Raw genomic sequence first — 17,209 nt, 5'->3', positions numbered from 1 at the left:
GCGACTCGACACAGTCTAGCGCCTTGCGAGGCTCGATGCGCCACGAGTACGCCTCATGCGAACAATCCTATTGATGAGTACTGTCTACTGCTTCACTAATGCTAGGCTAGCGGAAATACCCTCGATACGCCCAGGGCCCAAAATGCTAGTGCCGCCTCATTCGTTTAGCTTTCAATTCAGAGTGAGCTCTTGCTGACGTCCACGGCCCTCTCTCACAAACTGCAGGGTGCCAGGCGTCCTCATCGGCTTGCCCGGGCAACGCTACCGCCGCGTGCCTTTGCCTTTCTCCATACCTTTGGCCTTACGGTATGGATAGCGGTGGTGGAAAACAGGGGGTGGTCGCTGATTCTCCCCGGGCTGCTTCTGCTTCTTTGGCCGGCAGTCGCCTACCTGCATGCGGTCAAGGCTCAGGACTCGAAGCGAGCCGAGTTCAAGAACCTGCTGTTCGATAGCCTGCTGTTCGGCCTGTGGTGCAGCGTGTTGGACTTTTATGTACTTGCTACCGTGGCCATCGCCCTTGCCTGCGTCATGAACAACATGGTCGTGGGTGGCCTACGGCGGGTGCTGGCCTCTATTGGCCTGTTCGCTGGCGGCGCCTTGGGATGGGGCGCGTTGACCGGCTTTGCATTTCGGCCTTACGTCAGCACCGGGGTGGACATTTACCAGGGGGCAGGCGCAACGGTCTACTTTCTGGCCATTGCCTTTGTGATGTACGGGCAAAATCGCCAGATCGGCCGCAGTATGCGAGAAATCAAGTTTCAGAATCGGGTCTTTCACGCCCTGCTCGATCTCGGCGAGGTGGCCAACCTTGCCAGCAACACGCAAACGCTGCTGGACGACTCCTTGAAGCATCTGCGGGCCAATTTCCCGGAGTATGGCTTTGCCGTCTACCTGCAGGAACGACAGCGTCCGGAAGTGACACGCTACGCGGCCGTTGCCGGCTTGCACCTCGGCCCGGAAGATGAACGCCGCCTCGGTGGCCTGCTGGCTCAGCTGCAAGAGCGGCAGGAGAGCAGCATCAATCTGCGCGCAGGCACGCAAGGCGAGCCGCTATACGCTACGCCGATGGCAGGCCGTCTCAGCCGGTACGAGGGCTGGTTGATCGTGCGCGCCTCTACTCTGGACGGCGCTCTGGAGCGCACGCTGCCCCTGTTCGTCGATCAACTGGCGGCGGCTACCGAAAACAAGCTGCTGAGTCTTGCACTGAAGCAGACGGCCGAGCGCGACGGCTTGACCGGTCTCTATAACCGGGGCTTCTTCGAGTCGGCGCTTATTTCAAGCGTTCAAGGCAAGAGCCAGCCGCCCGGGCTGGATTTCGCCGTGCTGATGATGGATGTCGACGGGCTCAAGAAGGTCAACGACCAGTATGGCCACGTGGCAGGCGACCAGCTCATCAGCTGTGTCGCCGAGCGCCTGCAGGCGCACTGTCGCGCAGAGGACATTCTGGCACGCTACGGCGGCGACGAATTCGTCGTGCTGTTTCCTTCCTCGGAGCTGGCCGCCGCTAATCGCTTGGCCGAGCGGATCAGAACGCATCTGGAAGGCCAGTGCTGCACCATTACCACCGCCAGTGGCGAGCAGCTGTCGCTGGAGCTCCGTTTGAGCCTTGGCAGTGCCAGCTCCACGGAAACACCCGCCCAAGAGGTACTCTCTCTCGCCGACGAGCGGATGTACGAAGACAAGGCCCGTCGGCGCGCGCAGCGAACCGCCCATAGCTGACGCCATGCGCGATGGCGACGCGAGAACTCATTGCGTCCTGACCTGGAACTCCAAGTCGTAGTTGTTGAGCAGCGGCGGCATCGGCTTGCTGCTGAGAAGACGCGTCGGTGGGTTCAGCTGGAACTCTCGGCCATGCAGTAGCTTCGCCAGCATATGGCTGGTCACCGTCAGCACCACGCGGCGACCGGGGCAGATGGCGGTACCGCCGCTGAAAGGGATGAACGGCCAATCACGCGCGGCTTCCGGCTCGAGCCAAAGATCGGGGTTGAAGCGATCGGCTTCATCCAGGTGGCGATCGTCGCGGTGGAAGTACGGTGCCAACATGAGAATCGAGGTCTCTGCCGGCATGGTCCCGTTTTCCCACTCGGTAACCTCGGTAGTCTGGCGCAGCACCAGGGGCGTGGTGGGCCATAACCGCAGCGACTCGAGTAGGCAGGCGCGCAAGAAGACGAGTTCGGGGGCGGGTTTACCGGCATTCTCGACTATTTCGGCCTGGGCCCGCTCGGCCTGGTTGGGGTGAGCGGCAAGCAGCGCTAGGGCGCGGAAGGTCGCCATGCCCGCCGGGTCGAAGGCGAACAGATACTGAGGCACCTGATGTTCGGGCTGGGTGGTGTCGTTGGTCGAAACGCCAGCGATTTCCCCCGCCAGACTGCCCGCTTCCCCGCGCCTCAGGTAGGTGCGGATTCGCTCGAGAAAGTCGTCCTTCACCCTATCGTGTCCCGGGTGGAGGAAGGCCCAGTTGGCCGCACTGCGTAGCTTCTCCAGCATCTCCGTCAGGGCATGGTCGTCGCGAGCGGTATCGCCCAGCACCACGCGTCGCACCACGCGATTCCAGCTCGCCTCGAACATGTCCCAGTCGAGCTTGCCATCCTGGCCTCCGACCTGAGTGAGCAGCTCATTGGCCTCTTGCTCGACCACCTGAACGAAACGAGCCCCCAGGCCGTGTACCGGACACTCGCTCTGCAGCACCTCTTCATTGAAGCGCCGCCGCTCAGCACGTTCAGGGCCGTGAGAAACCAATGCCATATCGGGCTCGAAGTGCTCCAGCGCTTTGCGCTTGGCCCATTCGGCCGTGGCAAACGGCTCGGGGGTTTCGTTGAGCACCCGATTGGCATGGTCGGGGTCGAGGATCAACGCCATCGGCTTGCCCTCGGGCGTGCTCAACATCAGCGGGCCCGAACCGTACTTTTCGTTCAGCTTTTGCAGACGGCTAATGGCCCGCGCATCGAGGCCGAGTTTTTCCGCCGCCCCCACTACCTTGGGGCGACGGATGATGACGCCCTTGGCGATGTTGGGCACAAAGACGTCGCCCATTACCGCAAGCGTTTCGCCTACCGTGGCTTTCGGCAAGGTGCCGTACGAGTCCTTCGTCATGTCACTCTCCTTTTGCTTGCCAGGCTTCCCTAACGGCAAGTCTAGTAGCGAGCGCCCATGAATCTACCGCTGGGCTCATCATCGGCCACAACGCTACAATTTCTTACCGAACGACCTGGCCCTACGCGCCCGCAGAGGGGCTTGCCTCTCCCGCACGCTTGCCATCTTCGCTAGGATGAAGGGTTTTGGTTTCGGGGAACCTGATATGCAAGCCTCTCTCGAGCAACGTGCGCTTAAAGTCTCCATTGTCGTCACCCTGGTGGTCTCGAGCCTGGGGGTGACCTTCGGCCTGCTGGCCGGCTCGCAGTCGATCCTGTTCGATGGGGTGTTCTCTACCATCGACGCCGCCATGTCGGCGCTGTCGCTGGTAGTGGCCCGCCTGGCGATACGCGAGGCCAGCCAGCGCTTTCAGCACGGCTACTGGCACCTGGAGCCGCTGGTGGCAGCGCTCAACGGCAGCATCCTGATGTTGCTGTGCTTCTATGCCTTCCTCAACGCCCTGCTGGGGCTGATGGAAGGCGGTCAGGCGCTAGCCTTCGACGTGGCCATCGGCTATGCCGTGGTGGTGGCCACGCTGTGCTACGTCATGGTGTTCTACCAGCGTCGGCTCAACCGACGGGCGCAATCCGAGTTCGTCCGCATCGACATGCAGGGCTGGCTGATGTCGGCGCTCATCACCACCTCCCTGCTGGTCGCCTTCAGCATCGGATTGCTGCTGCAGGGCACCGAGTGGGAGCCGCTGACGCGCTATATCGATTCGCTGCTGCTGGTGGTGCTCACGGTCTGCTTCATGCCGGTGCCGATCGGCATCGTGCGGCGTGCCCTGCGCGAGATCCTGCTGATCGCTCCCGACGACATCGACCGCGAGGTGCATGCCGCCATGGCGCCGGTAATGCAGCGCGAGGGGCTGCTGCACTACCACAGCCATGTGGCCAAGGCCGGGCGTGGCCACTATATCGAGATCCATATCGTCACCACGCCCGAGTTTGCCGCCGAGCGCGGTATCGCCGTGCTCGACGAGATCCGCGAGCAGATCGCCGCCCAGCTGAGCCCACCGCCCGAGCGACGCTGGTTCACGGTGGCCTTTACCGCCGACCCGCGCTGGGCCTAGCCGCGCTAGGGGCTATGCTGGGAGGACATTCGATTCCAGAACGCGCAAGCAGCGCCCCGACGAGGAGAGCATGGAAGATCGCAAGGAAGGGAGCGAGCACGAGCCCAAGGAACGGAAGGAACCACACAATCTGATCGAGCTGTTGGACACCATCGAGGCGATCGAAACGCCGTCCGGCAAGCTGCGCTTCGACGCTGTGCTGGAAGCCACCGGACGGCGCTCCTTCGGCCCCCTGCTGCTGCTGGCCGGGCTGGTCACGCTGGCGCCGGTGATCAGCGGTATCCCCGGCGTGCCCTCGCTGATGGGCTTCTTCACCTTTCTGGTGTGCGGACAGCTGCTGATCGGCCGGCGCACCTTCTGGCTGCCAGCCTGGCTGCGCAACCGGGAGCTGTCGAGCAAGAAGGTGCACAAGGGCCTGGGTTGGATGCGCAAGCCCTCGCGCCTGATCGACCGCCTGATCCAGCACCGCATCTCCTTCATGACCGGCACGCGAGGCATGCAGATGACCGCCCTCGCGTGCTTCGTGCTCTCGCTGGCCATGCCGCCCATGGAACTGGTGCCACTGACGGTCAACATCGCTGGCGTGGCGCTGACCCTGTTCGGCCTGGCGATCATGGCCAGCGACGGCCTGCTGTCGATCCTCGCCTTCCTCGTCACCGGCGCCAGCCTGTTCACCATGTTCTATTTCCTGCTGTAAGGAGGCCGCATGCTCCCGCTCGAACGCCTGCAGGCAGCCCAGCGCCGCATTGCCGATGCGCTCCTGCCCACCCCGCTGCTGCTCGACCATGGCCTGTCCGAGCGGCTGGGCCGGCGGGTCTGGCTCAAGGGCGAGCCGTTCCAGCGCACCGGCTCATTTAAGTCGCGCGGCGCCCTGCACTGGGTGCGCACCGCCAGTGAAGAAACGCTGCGTGGGGGGCTGGGAGCGGTTTCGGCGGGCAATCATGCCCTGGGGCTAGCCTGGGCGGCCGGCCAGGCCGGCGCACACGTCACCATCGTAATGCCGGAGAACGCCAGCCACTTCAAGGTAGCTGGCAGCCGCGAGCTCGGTGCCGAGGTAATCCTGCACGGCGATATCAACGCGGCATGGGAAATGATGCATCGGCTGGTGGCAGAACGCGACCTGACCCTGGTGCACCCCTACGACGACGAACGCATCATGGCCGGCCAGGGCACGGTGGGACTGGAAATACTCGAACAGGCGCCCGAAGCCACCGCCATTGTGTGCCCGGTGGGCGGCGGTGGCCTGATCGCCGGCATCGGCTCGGCCGTCGCAGCGCTGCGCCCCCAGCTTGCCCTGGTCGGCGTGGAGCCGGCAGGTGCTGCCAGCATGGCCAAGGCCTGGGCCTGCGGCGCCCCTACGCGGCTGGACAGGGTCGATACCTGCGCCAAGAGCCTGGGCGCCGCCATCGTCGGCGAGCACACCTACCCGGTATGCCGCGAAACCACCCGGGCCCTGGTGCAGGTCGATGACGATGCCATCGGCCGCGCCCTGCGCCACCTGCTCTGCCAGGCCAAGATCGTCGCGGAACCGGGGGCGGCCGTGGGCGTGGCGGCGCTGCTGGAAGCTCGGGTCGCGCTACCTCCCGACGGCGACGTGGTGGTGGTGATCACCGGCGGCAACATGAGCCCGGAGGAGCTATCCGAATTCCTTTAGACACGGCTAGCGTCTCGATCAGGCCAGGATGAAGTAGGCACAAGCGGCGGTCAGCGCGCCCATGGCCCAGTTGAAGATACGCCAGGCGCGCGGCGTGTCGAGCCACTGGCCGATGGCCACGCCGAATCCTGCCCACAGGGCGATGCAGGGCAGGCCGACCAGCTCGGCAAAGGCCGCCAGCACCAGCGCATTGATCAGCGGGTTACCCCCTTCCGGCAAGAACCCGGCCATCAGCGCCAGCCCCATCACCCAGGCCTTGGGGTTGGCGAACTGGAAGACCGCCGCCTGCCAGAAGCTCAGTGGCCTGCCCTCGCCCCGCTGGCGCAGGTCGGGCGGCGGCGCGGTGGCGATCTTCCACGCCAGGTAGAGCAGGTAGATGCTGCCCACCACGCGCAGCAGCAGCTGAACCGCGGGGTAGCGCTCGAACACCAGGCCGAGGCCGAGGGCAATGCCGGCGAACAGCAGGAAGCAGCCGCCCAGGATGCCGAAGATATGCGGTAGGGTGCGCAGGAAGCCATAGTTGGCGCCCGAGGCCGTGAGCATCACGTTGTTGGGCCCGGGAGTGATGGTCATCGAGATCATGTAAAGGGCCGCAGGCCCGAGGAACGCCAGAGCTTCCATTCTTTTGCACCCATACAATTATGCGTTTTGGTTGGATTGTGCGCGCAATTGTCAGCATAATGTGGGCAATATTTCCGTCAAAGGTTTTATTGTCACCATGACAATATGGCTCCCCTCGCTTTCCTCCCAGGGCACTCGCTATCGCAGCATTGCCGAGGCCATTGCCGATGCCGTTCGCCGCGGCGAGCTGGCCCCGGGTCAGAAGCTGCCGCCGCAGCGTCGCCTTGCCGATCGACTTGGCGTCACGATAGGCACCGTGACCCGCGCCTACGCCGAAGCCGAGCGGCAGGGCTGGGTCGTGGCGCGGGTCGGCAGCGGCACCTACGTACGCGAGGAAGACGCCGGCTCATCGGCAGCCTTTCTCGCCGGCCGCAGCGACGCCGCGGCCGGCACCTTCGACCTGAGCCTGAGCCTGCCGCCGCCGCACCCGCTGCGCGCCCAGGCCCTGGGTCGCGTGCTCGCGGAGATCGCCACCGACGATGCGGTGCTGCAACGTGCCGTGGAGTATCAGTCGGAGCGCGGCGTGCCCGCGCACCGCGAGCAGCTGGCGGCCTGGATGACCGCACTAGGCATGCCGGTGGAGGCCGAGGCGCTGCTGGTTACCCAAGGCGGCCAGCACGGCATCAGTCTGGTGCTGCAGACCCTGGCGCGGCCGGGCGAGCGCATCGCCGCCGACGTGCTCACCTACCCCGGGCTGATCGGCGCCGCGCGCCAAGCCCACCTCAAGGTGTTGGGCGTACCGATGGACGAGCACGGCATGGACATGCAGGCGCTGGGCCGGCTGTGCGCCCAGCAGCCGCCGCGGCTGGTCTACGTCACCCCTGACCAGAACAACCCCACCGGCCGCCTGCTCGGCGAGGACCGGCGCGAGCAGCTGGCGCAGTTGGCCCGACGCCACGACTTCTGGATCCTGGAGGATGGCGTGCAGTACCTGCCGGAGGCGGAGCGCGGCACGCCGCTCTACCGGCTGGCGCCGGAACGCACGCTGTTCGCCTTCAGCACCGCCAAGGTATTGGCCGGCGGGCTGCGCATCGGCGCCCTGGTAGCCCCGCCCGGCCCCCGCGAACGCCTGGGCGAAGCCCTGCGCGCCCAGAGCTGGATGGTGCCGCCGCTGATGGTCGAGGCGGTGTGCCGCTGGGTAAGCGGCGAAGAGAGCCGCACCCTGCTCACCTGGCAGACCGAAGAGCTTGGCGCCCGCCAGCGCCTGGCGCGGGAGGTGCTGGGCGGCCACCCGCTCGGCGGCCGCCCCCACGGCGCCAACCTGTGGCTGCCGCTGCCCGAAGGGCTGCGCAGCGCCGTGCTGGTCGATGCGCTGGCCCAGCGCAACGTGCGGGTGACCAGCGCCGAACCCTTCTGCGTCGGCAGCGAGCCCGCCCCGCAGGCGCTGCGCCTGTGCCTGAGCGCCGCCGCTTCCCGCGAGGCGCTGAGCCAGGCGCTGGAGATCGTGGCCGAGCTGCTCGCCGAACCGCCCGCGGTGCCCTGGCAGCCGCTGTGATCCGCCCTGACCGCGCTCAGCGCGCCAGCGCCGCGGCGGTGTACCAGGCGATCATGCGCTCTTCGTCGGTGGGAATGACCCACAGCCCCAGCCGGCTGTCGGCAGCGTTGATGCGGGCGGCATGGGCCTCATTGGCCGCAGCATCAAGCCGGGCACCGAGCCACTCGCAGCCCTGCGCCACGGCGGCACGAACCGGAGCGGCGTGCTCGCCGATACCGGCGGTGAACACCAGATGGTCGAGCCCGCCCAGGGCCGCCGCCAGGCTGCCGATCTCGCGCACGATGCGGTAGACGAACAGCGCCACGGACTCGGCGGCTTCCGGCGCCTGGCTGGCCAGCAGTTCGCGCATGTCGCCGCTGATACCGGACACCCCGAGCAGGCCTGACTCCTTGTACAGCAGGCGCTGCACGGCCTCGGCGCTCATGCCCTCCTGCAGGATCAGGTGCAGCACCAGCCCCGGGTCCAGGCTGCCACTGCGCGTGCCCATCATCAGCCCCTCCACCGCGGTGAAGCCGGTAGTGGCGGCCACGCTCCTGCCATCACGCAGCGCGCACAGGCTGGCGCCGTTGCCCAGGTGGGCGATCACCACGCGCCCACCCGGTAGCCCGCCCGGCAACTGCTCGGCCAGCGCTCGGCTGACGTAATCGAACGAGAGCCCGTGGAAGCCGTAGCGGATCATGCCCTGCTCGCGGAAGCGTCGTGGCAGCGGAAAGGTCTGAGCCAACAGCGGCTGAGTGGCGTGGAAGGCGGTGTCGAAGCAGGCGATCTGCGGCAGCGCGGGGCGCAAATCGGCCAGGGCCCGCACCGGCGCCAGGCCGAACGGCTGGTGCAACGGCGCCAGAGCCACCAGCGTTTCCAGCGCCTGCCGGCTTTCCGGGTCGAGGCGCAGCGGCTCGCGGTAGTGCGCCCCGCCGTGCACGATGCGATGACCCACGGCATGCAGGTCGCCCAGCGCCGGATTGGCCTCCACCCAGGCGAGCAGGCGTGCCAGCGCGCCGTCGTGGTCGAGGGTCGGGGGCACCTCGCACAGGGGGGCATCGTGGGGCTCCCCGAGCGTCTCGGCAAACCCTTCTCCCAGCTCCACCCTGGCCCGGCTGCCGAGCCCGGAGAATTGCCCTCGGCAGCGCAGCGTCATGCCCATGGGGCTTGGCGCGGCGGCCGCGCCGAACAGAGCAAACTTGAGGCTCGACGAACCGCTATTGACGACCAGGATCTCGCCGCTCATGCCCGTGCCCTCTTCTGCTGCTCTGCCGCCAGCAGCGCCAGGGCGCAGGACGCCAGCCGGGTGATGGCGTCGTCGGCGCGGCTGGTGAGCACGATCGGCACGCGGGCGCCCACCACCAGGCCGGCGCCGGTGGCGTCGGCCAGGTAGGTGAGCTGCTTCATCAGCATGTTGGCCGACTCGAGGTCGGGCGCCACCAGAATGTCGGCGCGTCCCGCCACCGGCGAGACGATGCCCTTGGCCGCCGCGGCCGCCTCGGACACGGCGTTGTCGAAGGCCAGCGGACCGTCGAGCACACCGCCGCGGATCTGGCCGCGCTCGGCCATCTTGCACAGGGCGGCGGCCTCCAGGGTCGAGGCGATCTTGGGATTGACCGTTTCCACCGCCGAGAGCAGCGCCACCCGAGGCGAGGCAAGGCCCACCGCATGGGCCAGGTCGATGGCGTTCTGCACAATGTCTTTCTTGTCGGCCAGCGTGGGGTAGATGTTGATCGCCGCATCGGTGATGAATAGCGGGCGCGGATAGGTGGGCACGTCGAAGGCCATCACGTGGCTAAGGCAGCGCTCGGTGCGCAGACCAGTGTCGCGCTTGACCACCTCGTGCAGCAGCTCGTCGGTGTGCAGCGCCCCCTTCATCAGCGCCTCGACGCGGCCGGCCCGCGTCAGCGCCACCGCCTCGGCGGCGGCGGCATGGCTGTGGGGCACGTCGATCAGCTCGAAGTCGGAGATATCGACCCCGGCCACGTCGGCGGCGGCACGCACCTTGGCCTCGGGCCCCACCAGTACCGGGCGGATCAGCCCCTGGCGTGCCGATTCGAAGGCGCCGAGGATCGACACCTCGTCGACCGGGTGCACCACGGCCATGCTCACCGGCGCCGGGTGCTCGGCGGCGGTGAGCATCTCGTGCAGGTGGCCCCGCTCGGCCAGGCGCAGCCGCGGCAATACCGCACGCGGCCGGCGCACCTTTTCGGTAGGCGCCTGCACCTCGGCTTCACCTTCGATCACGGTCTCGCCGTTCTGGTTAGTACACAGGCACTCGAAGGTGATCCGCGCATGCTCGGCCTCTTTGCGCTTGGCGCGTACGCTCACACGCAGCGTGTCACCGAGCCGCACCGGCTTGCGAAAGCGCAGGGTCTGGCCCAGGTAGAGGGTACCCGGACCCGGCAGCTCGGTGCCAAGCACGGTGGAGATCAGCGCCCCGCCCCACATGCCGTGCGCCACCACTTCCTGAAAGCGCGTGCTCTTGGCAAAGTCATCGTCCAGGTGGGCAGGGTTGATGTCGCCCGACATGATCGCAAACAGCTTGATGTCGTCGAGGGTCAGACGCTTTTCGAGGTAGGCGCTGTCGCCGACCTGGATCTCGTCGAAGGTGCGATTCTCGATGGACTCTTGTGCGGAGGGCCGTTGAGTGTGCATAGGGTACGCCTTGTATTACGAGGAGAGCGAGCCGGGCGGCCACGAAGTGCGGCGATGCAGCAAAGAAAGCCAGCATCGAGCAAGAAATACGATAACGCAACACCTTGCGCAGCATACCGGAATCGAAATCAAGCAATCGGTCCAGGCCTCACCGCTCAGGGCAAGGCGTCGAAGACCCCGGCCTCACGAATCGCACGGCCTATCGCCGCGAGCCTCTGCTCGCTGCGCGCCAGGTCGAGCTCGCCGCGCACGCAGGCCACGATCACCACCCGGCGCGTGGCGTCGCCCATGCCCCGAGTGGCGATGCCGGCATCGCAGACGCGCCGATGCTGCGTGCCCGTCTTGTGGGCCAGGCGAATGTCGCGCCCCAACCCTGCTCTCAGCCGCCGTGGGCCGCTGGAGGTGCGCGCCAGCACGGCAAGCAGTTCCGCGCTGCCCTGCGGCCCCAGCGCACGCCCTTCGGCCAGCGAGGCCAGCAGCTCGCCGAAGGCATCGAGCCGCCCGCTGTTGTACGGGGTGGCGTAGTAGCGCCGGAAGGCCTCATCCAGGCTTTCCACCTGCAGCTCGCCCGGGGTCAGGCCCAGGCGGCGGGCGAACGCCGCCCGACGCTCGGCGTCACTTTCGTGCCGGCGCAGCGCGATGAAGTCCATGCCGGACAGGGTGAAGGCGGCGGGATGCAGGGCCGCATAGGCGTGGCGGCGCACATCCACCAGGGTGGTGATCGGGCCAAGCCCGCCAGGCGGGCCCACCAGCGCTGCGGCCCGCCGGTTGACGGCGTCGAGCCCGAGAAGCTGGATCAGCATGTCGCTGGCGGTGTTGTCGCTGACGATCAGCATCGCTTCGAGCAGGGTGCGCAGGGTCAGCTCGGTGCCCACCGGCGCCCAGTTGGTCGGCCCTGCCCCGTCCACGTAGTCGTGCCGGCGCAGCACCAGCCGGTCGTCCAGGCTAACCTCGCCCGCCTCGACCCGCGCCAGCAGCTCCACCGCAACCGGCACCTTGACCAGCGACGCCAGGTACCAGAACTCCTCATCGCGCCAGCCGAAGGCGTCGCCACCGTCCAGTGGGCGCACGTGCACGCCGAGCTCGCCCCCGAAGCCCGCTTCCAGCAGGCCGAGACTGGTGCGCAGGCGCACCGCCCAAGGGGGCTCCGCCTGCGCAGCGTCGAGCCGCTCCAGCCAGCCATCGGCCTGGCCGTGGCCGGGATGCAGCATCAACACTCCCAGCAGCAGACCGAGAAACGGCAGCAGGCCGCGCCGTGCACCTAACACAAGACCAAGGTGGCTCATCCGCAGCGATCCTCACGCATGGCGTCGAAACCAGCGCAACAGGGCGATCCAGCCGGCAGTGGCCAGGATCAGCAGTGCGCCGATGCCGAGCACCTGCGGGTAGCTGTAGACCTGCCAGGCCCCCAGCAGGAAGCGCAGCACCAGGAAGATCGCCACGATATGAAAGATGAAGGCACGCAGGGCGTCGCCACCGATGAGTGTCAGCGGCAGCAGCCAGGTCGCCGCCCGGCGGCCGCCCCACAGGCACAGTGCCAGAACCATCAGCGCACCGCCGAGGCTGAACAGCATGAACGGCAGCTCCGGTGGATGCTTGCCGACGTTCCACGCCACGGCCATCAGCGCCTCGTCAAACGCCGGCCAGGCGAGGGTGAAAAAGCCTGCCAGCAGCACCGCGCCGCAGACTGCCAGCCCCGCCACCAGCCTGCGCCGCAGGCCCGGGCTGTCGTAGCAGCGCAGGATCGCCTCCCCGATCAGCAGGCCCAGCATGACCAGCGGCAGGCGTGCCAGCTGCCCCCAGGTGTAGTGGCCGGCGTCCTCGACCAGCAGGGCCTTGAGCACCGCACTGTCCCAGAAGTGGAAGTGGCGCTCGAGCAGCGCCGACAGCAGGCCGATCGCCAGCGGGGCGAGCAAGCGCGACCACAGCGGCATGCGCCGCCACAGCGGCAGCGCCCAGGGCAGCCACAGCAGCGCCAGCGCGTAGAAGCCGAGGATCTCGACCCAGATGGCGAAGCGCTGGTAAAGCAGCGTATCGAGGATGTCCTGGGGCGTGAACATCGGCAGCATCTCGACGATGGTCAGCGCCTTGTACCAGAACAGCACTTCGAGGCCACGCAGCATCAGCCTGAGGCGCCGCCTGGGCCAGTCCTCGGCGGTGACCTTGGGCAGGAAGGCGACGGCCAGGGCGATGCCGAACACGACGATGAACAGCGAGGAGGAGAACTTGGTGAGGAGATGGATCGGCACCATGCCCCAGTCGGGAACCTGGCGGAGGCCGTGCAGGCCGCTGACCGTATGGCTGAGGATCATCAGCGCAATGGCGACGCCACGCGCCAGGTCGATGGCCTCTACCCTGGCCGACAGGGGCGGCAGCTGTGGCCGCTGGGCCAGTCGAATCATGGCGCTTCCCTCGCACGTGACCTGCCTGGCCGGCGTCCGCCCTAAGGCATCGACGGCCGTTCGAGGCGTTCGAGCGTCAAGCGACGCCCCTCACCGGAAGAGTACTCGAAGTGGCCGATGATACGCACCGTTTCGCCCAGGTAGGGCGCAATGTCCTCATGGGGGAAGACTTCGACCCGGTTGAGATCTTCATCCTCGATCCAGTAGTGCAGCGGCGTCTCGAAATGCCGCACCCTGCCCTCGGTGGCCACGCGGGCGCCGTCGAATTGCTCGGCCTGCTGCACCAGCACCGCCAGGGTTGCCTCCCGCACGCCATCGGACGGCGGCGAACAGGCCGTCAGCATCAGCAGGGCCAGCCCCGCCGCTGCCTGATGCATTGGCTTTCGCCACTGCACTCTCCCCCCCTCTCTCCCCTTCTGTCTCAACTGCAGCCTCAACGCCTCTCGCCACCGCTTGCGCTCGTTCATGTTCGCCCTCGCTGCTATCGTGGCTGCCAGCCTGCCCCATATCGCCCCCAGCGCCAAGTGCCGCATCGCTTGGCACCCGGGGCCCGGCACGGCATCATGGGCCCCCTTCCTTCACGACACTTGCAGCGGAGCCACGATGAGCCAACTGATTCGCTATTTCTTCCGCGGCGTCCGGGTGCTCCTGTCGCCGGTCATGCTGATCGCCGAGAAGCTCTCGACGCCGCAGAGCGTCGAACGCACCGCCGAGGCGCAGGCGCAGGTCGACGAGCAGTGCCGCCAGTTGGCGCTCTACCAGTTTCGCGCCTGCCCCTTCTGCATCAAGGTGCGCAAGGAGATGGCTCGCCTAGGGCTTAAGATCGAGATCCGCGATGCCCAGCTCGACCCGGACCACCGCCGTGCGCTGGAGCAAGGCGGCGGCAAGGTGAAGGTGCCCTGCCTGCGCATCGCCCACGCGGATGGCCGCGACGAGTGGCTCTATGAGTCCGATGCGATCAATGCCTGGCTGCACCGCCGCTTCGGTCACCCCGAACAGGCGAGCTGACCCGCCTCGACGCCGGCCAGCAGCCGGTCGGCAAGCCTTCGCGCCTCGGTTTCATTCAGGTAGGGCAGGGTCTGGCGGCCGTTGGCCAATTCGATATGCAGTGTGACCAAGCCGCGCCGGCGCTGCAGCCAGCTCTGCTGCAGGCTCAGCGCCACCAGGTGGTGCAAGGGAAAGACGCTGAGGCGCCGCCCCAGCACACCGCGGCGGATGCGCAGGTAGTCGTCGTCCTGCGCCCAGGCGGTGGCTCGCCAGCGCAGCTGAGCCAGCCCCGCGCAGCCGCCCAGCCCCATCACGAGCAGCGCCGCCCAGGCCGGTGCCGGCAGCGTGGGCACTGCCACCAGGGTCAGCAGCGCCCCGCCCAGTGCGCCCAGCACCAGCAAATGACGCCACAGCAGCACCCGCCGATAGCCGGGGTCGACCTGCCGCAGCGGCACAGCGGGCCGATGGCCGGACCAGAAGCGTGCGGTCAGCGTCTCGCCCTGGCGGCAGGAGAGCCCCGGCACCACGAACCGACGCGCTTCCGCGGCCTCGCTGCCCAGGGCCCCGAACTGATGGCACACCAGATAGCCGCGCCCCAGGAGTCGCCCCAGGCCGGTCTGCACCCACTCCACCACCTGCAGCCGCGGCAGGCTCAGGGTCTGCTGCTGGCGATGGAACAGTCCGCTGATCTGCACCTGCCGGGTGCCTTCGTCGTGCAGTACATAGCCATGGAAGCGCCACCAGGCCGCCAGGATGGCCAGCGCAACGAGCAGCACCAGCACCGCCAGGATGCCAAGCGGCACCAGCAGCCAAGGGGAAGGCAGCCCGTCGGCCATGGCCAGTTGCGGAAGCCTATCGTGCAGCCAGCGCTCCAACGGACGCACCAGCGGCGACAGCATGGCGGCCACCAGGTAGACCGAGCGGCTGGCCAGGCCATGTAGCACCACCCCCTGCCAGGTGATGCGAAACGCAGGCGCCTCGCGCCTGGCCGGCCGGTCGTCGGCGTCGACAGGCGGCTCGGCCTGCGCTCCCCCGGCCTCGCGCAGGCCACGCTCCAGCGCCTCGGCCCGCCGCCGCGGAATACCCGGCAGGGCGATGCGCGACGCCTCGCCCGCCGGGGACTCGGCCTCCCACAGCACCACGTCGAAGGGCCTCAGGTAGAGCGGCTGGTGCTGCACGATGTGCTGGATATGCCCCGCCGCCACCTTGAATTCGCGATGCTCGAACAGCCCCTTCTGCACCACCAGCACGTCGCCTTCCAGGCGATAGCGGAAACGCCGGTAGTAGAGCAGGCTCAGCAGCAGCGCCAGGCCCAGCAGGCCGCCGGCACCCAGGGCCAGTTCGCGCAGCCCGATGCGTTCGATCATGGCCAGGCCCGCCCCCGCCCCCAGCAGCAGCGGCAGGTGCTGACGCAGCCCTCCCACGACCGCATTGAGCAGCACCAGGCCGACAGCCAAGGGCGACAGCCGCTGCCAGGCGTCTTCTACCGCGCCGTCCTGCTGCGTGCCGTGTCCGTACGTCATGCCTCGTCCGCCGTCTTGTCGGGGCCGCGGTCGGCGGCACCGGCCAGCCGCGCCAGCAGGTGCTGCTTGACCGCCTCGGCGCGTGCCGTCGGCAGGCCTTCCAGAAGCAGGTCCGCGCCCCTTCCGCCTGCCGTGAAGCAGGCGAGCCTGACCAGACCGAAGGCCCGTTCGATGGGGTTGCTAAGGGTTTCGACGTGCTGCAGCCGAGCCAGCGGCAGCACCTGCAGGCGCTGCACCAGCAGCCCGCGGCGGTAGATCAGGTCATGTTCGCGCAGGCCGTAGGCGCGCCGACGCGCCTCCCACCAGGCCAGCCCCACCATAAGCAGCCCGAGCCCGGCCAGGCCGGCCGCCAGCCACGGCTGGAGACGCGCAAATTCTTCGCTGTGCAGCGGTACAAAAAGCAGCAACAGCACCGGCACGCTCCAGTGCATCAGCCGCAACAGCGCCAGGCAGGGAGCCAGCCGGCGCGATACCGGCGTGAGGGGCGCCTCCTCGAGACGAGGAAGGCGTTCCAGGTCGAGTGGCGCATTATGGAAGGACACGGCGGCTCCTAAGCCAAGGAACGGGCGACAGCTCAAGGGACGGGCGTCCGGCGAAGCTTCGTTGGCGCCTACTCCTGTGCCATGGCTTGCAGCGCCTTGGCCAGGGCCTTGGTGAGTCGAGCCATGGTGTCATAGTCGAGCGTATCGTGGGTATCCCTGGGCCCGTGGTAGTACGGGTTCCGGAAATTCGCCGTGTCGGTGAGCATGATCGCCGGGTAACCCATTTCCCAGAACGACCAGTGGTCGGAGCGGCGAATGTCGCCAATCAGCTCGGGCGCGGCCAAGCCTTCGGAGGGTACCTGGGCATGGGTGCGGAAGGCGCCGATGGCCTGTTTCACCAACTCGCGCGACTCCAGGTTGCCGATAAACGCCACGAAGTCGCCGCGGTCGGGGAAGAGATGCCCGAGCAGGGGCGGATGTGCCTGGCTGCCTGGCGCATCGGTGAAGTAGCCGAGCATCTCCAGCGACAGCATGCCGACGATGTTGGCACCCTGCGCCTTGGCCTGACGGGCGTAGCGCAAGCTACCCATGGCGCTGCTGCCGAAGAACGGCATCTCCTCGTTGACGAAGGCCACCAGGTGGAGCGAGCGATCCAGCGGCGCACTCTCGAGCAGCCGGGCCAGTTCGAGCAGCACCGCCACACCGGAGGCATTGTCATCGGCCCCGGGGCTGCCGCGCACCGTATCGAAATGCGCCCCGACCACCAGGATTTCCTGTGCCTCGCCGCTGCCGGAGAGCTGCACCTCGATATTGTGAAAGGTACGATCGCCGGTCGGCACGGGGTGGCGCAGGGGCTCGTGCCCCGCCGCGCGGAAGGCCTCCTCGATGTAGTCGGCTGTCTGATGGAGCGCCTCCGGCCGCCAGTAGTGCCGCTCGCCGATCTCCTCGGAGAGCACCCGCACATGCGCGTGGAGCCGCTCGCGCAGCGCCTCGCCGTCGGCGTCCAGCGGCGGCGGCGTGCCCTGATAGGAGCCGCCCGGCATGGCAAACATCAGCCAGTACCCCCAGGCCAGCGGCATGGCCAGTGCCAGCAGCACTCCCGTCGCCACGCGAACGCTTCCCACAAGGCTCATCCTGCCGCCTCGACCGACTTCCTTGCCATGCCGCGAGCCGCTTGCCCCCGTCCGTAGGTCATCTCGCCCTC

At 67.6% G+C, this 17,209-nt stretch carries 16 protein-coding genes; 6 read left to right on the top strand and 10 right to left on the bottom strand.

What is annotated here, in order from left to right; genetic code table 11:
- Nucleotides 1-189: 189 nt before the first annotated feature.
- Complete coding sequence (locus ACT7B3_RS06335; RefSeq protein ID WP_445157263.1) at nt 190-1,719, top strand: diguanylate cyclase; 1,530 nt, start codon at nt 190-192, stop codon at nt 1,717-1,719.
- A gap of 27 nt (nt 1,720-1,746) precedes the next feature.
- Here the strand turns inward: ACT7B3_RS06335 and ACT7B3_RS06330 are convergent, their stop codons facing one another.
- Nucleotides 1,747-3,093 (bottom strand): cytochrome P450, encoded by a 1,347-nt coding sequence (locus ACT7B3_RS06330; RefSeq protein ID WP_445157262.1) that lies wholly within the window; start codon nt 3,091-3,093, stop codon nt 1,747-1,749.
- 205 nt (nt 3,094-3,298) lie between these two features.
- Here ACT7B3_RS06330 and ACT7B3_RS06325 point away from each other — a divergent pair, with 205 nt between their 5' ends.
- The 3 genes from ACT7B3_RS06325 to ACT7B3_RS06315 all read left to right on the top strand — a co-directional run bounded on the left by ACT7B3_RS06325 (nt 3,299) and on the right by ACT7B3_RS06315 (nt 5,858).
- Nucleotides 3,299-4,204: a cation diffusion facilitator family transporter gene (locus ACT7B3_RS06325; RefSeq protein ID WP_445157261.1), complete on the top strand. Its 906-nt coding sequence runs from the start codon at nt 3,299-3,301 to the stop codon at nt 4,202-4,204.
- Nucleotides 4,205-4,274: 70 nt separating this feature from the next.
- On the top strand, nt 4,275-4,901 hold the full coding sequence (locus ACT7B3_RS06320; protein ID WP_445157260.1) for an exopolysaccharide biosynthesis protein: 627 nt from the start codon (nt 4,275-4,277) through the stop codon (nt 4,899-4,901).
- 9 nt (nt 4,902-4,910) lie between these two features.
- Nucleotides 4,911-5,858, top strand: a complete 948-nt coding sequence (locus ACT7B3_RS06315; protein WP_445157259.1) for a threonine ammonia-lyase — start codon at nt 4,911-4,913, stop codon at nt 5,856-5,858.
- 18 nt (nt 5,859-5,876) lie between these two features.
- Here ACT7B3_RS06315 and ACT7B3_RS06310 read toward each other — a convergent pair whose 3' ends face one another.
- Nucleotides 5,877-6,479, bottom strand: a complete 603-nt coding sequence (locus ACT7B3_RS06310; RefSeq protein ID WP_445157258.1) for a LysE family translocator — start codon at nt 6,477-6,479, stop codon at nt 5,877-5,879.
- Between the two features lie 97 nt (nt 6,480-6,576).
- On the opposite strand from ACT7B3_RS06310, the gene ACT7B3_RS06305 reads away from it, so the two are divergent.
- A complete protein-coding gene (locus tag ACT7B3_RS06305) occupies nt 6,577-7,974 on the top strand; it encodes an aminotransferase-like domain-containing protein (RefSeq protein WP_445157257.1) in 1,398 nt (465 codons plus the stop codon).
- 16 nt (nt 7,975-7,990) lie between these two features.
- Here ACT7B3_RS06305 and ACT7B3_RS06300 read toward each other — a convergent pair whose 3' ends face one another.
- From ACT7B3_RS06300 to ACT7B3_RS06280, 5 genes are all read right to left on the bottom strand, one after another.
- A complete protein-coding gene (locus ACT7B3_RS06300) occupies nt 7,991-9,199 on the bottom strand; it encodes an acetate/propionate family kinase (protein ID WP_445157256.1) in 1,209 nt (402 codons plus the stop codon).
- Nucleotides 9,196-10,611, bottom strand: coding sequence for a bifunctional enoyl-CoA hydratase/phosphate acetyltransferase (locus tag ACT7B3_RS06295; protein ID WP_445157255.1), 1,416 nt, complete (start codon nt 10,609-10,611; stop codon nt 9,196-9,198). Before ACT7B3_RS06295 ends, ACT7B3_RS06300 begins: the two co-directional genes overlap by 4 nt.
- A gap of 155 nt (nt 10,612-10,766) precedes the next feature.
- Nucleotides 10,767-11,897 carry a serine hydrolase gene (locus ACT7B3_RS06290; RefSeq protein WP_445157254.1) on the bottom strand — a complete coding sequence of 377 codons (1,131 nt, stop codon included), beginning with the start codon at nt 11,895-11,897 and terminating at the stop codon, nt 10,767-10,769.
- A 12-nt stretch (nt 11,898-11,909) separates the two neighbouring features.
- Nucleotides 11,910-13,013, bottom strand: a complete 1,104-nt coding sequence (locus ACT7B3_RS06285) for a heparan-alpha-glucosaminide N-acetyltransferase domain-containing protein (protein ID WP_444677981.1) — start codon at nt 13,011-13,013, stop codon at nt 11,910-11,912.
- A gap of 41 nt (nt 13,014-13,054) precedes the next feature.
- On the bottom strand, nt 13,055-13,390 hold the full coding sequence (locus tag ACT7B3_RS06280) for a hypothetical protein (protein WP_444677982.1): 336 nt from the start codon (nt 13,388-13,390) through the stop codon (nt 13,055-13,057).
- A 226-nt stretch (nt 13,391-13,616) separates the two neighbouring features.
- Here ACT7B3_RS06280 and ACT7B3_RS06275 point away from each other — a divergent pair, with 226 nt between their 5' ends.
- Nucleotides 13,617-14,021: a glutaredoxin family protein gene (locus tag ACT7B3_RS06275; RefSeq protein ID WP_445157253.1), complete on the top strand. Its 405-nt coding sequence runs from the start codon at nt 13,617-13,619 to the stop codon at nt 14,019-14,021.
- Here the strand turns inward: ACT7B3_RS06275 and ACT7B3_RS06270 are convergent.
- The 3 genes from ACT7B3_RS06270 to ACT7B3_RS06260 all read right to left on the bottom strand — a co-directional run bounded on the left by ACT7B3_RS06270 (nt 14,000) and on the right by ACT7B3_RS06260 (nt 17,138).
- Nucleotides 14,000-15,523: a PH domain-containing protein gene (locus ACT7B3_RS06270; protein ID WP_445157252.1), complete on the bottom strand. Its 1,524-nt coding sequence runs from the start codon at nt 15,521-15,523 to the stop codon at nt 14,000-14,002. The genes ACT7B3_RS06275 and ACT7B3_RS06270 overlap by 22 nt on opposite strands.
- Complete coding sequence (locus tag ACT7B3_RS06265; RefSeq protein WP_445157251.1) at nt 15,520-16,065, bottom strand: PH domain-containing protein; 546 nt, start codon at nt 16,063-16,065, stop codon at nt 15,520-15,522. Before ACT7B3_RS06265 ends, ACT7B3_RS06270 begins: the two co-directional genes overlap by 4 nt.
- A gap of 68 nt (nt 16,066-16,133) precedes the next feature.
- Nucleotides 16,134-17,138, bottom strand: coding sequence for a M28 family peptidase (locus ACT7B3_RS06260; RefSeq protein ID WP_444677986.1), 1,005 nt, complete (start codon nt 17,136-17,138; stop codon nt 16,134-16,136).
- Nucleotides 17,139-17,209 lie beyond the last annotated feature (71 nt).

It is taken from the genome of Halomonas sp. E14 (assembly GCF_052568415.1).
Note: the sequence above shows the minus strand (reverse complement) of the source record. Positions and strands in the feature narration are given on the sequence as shown.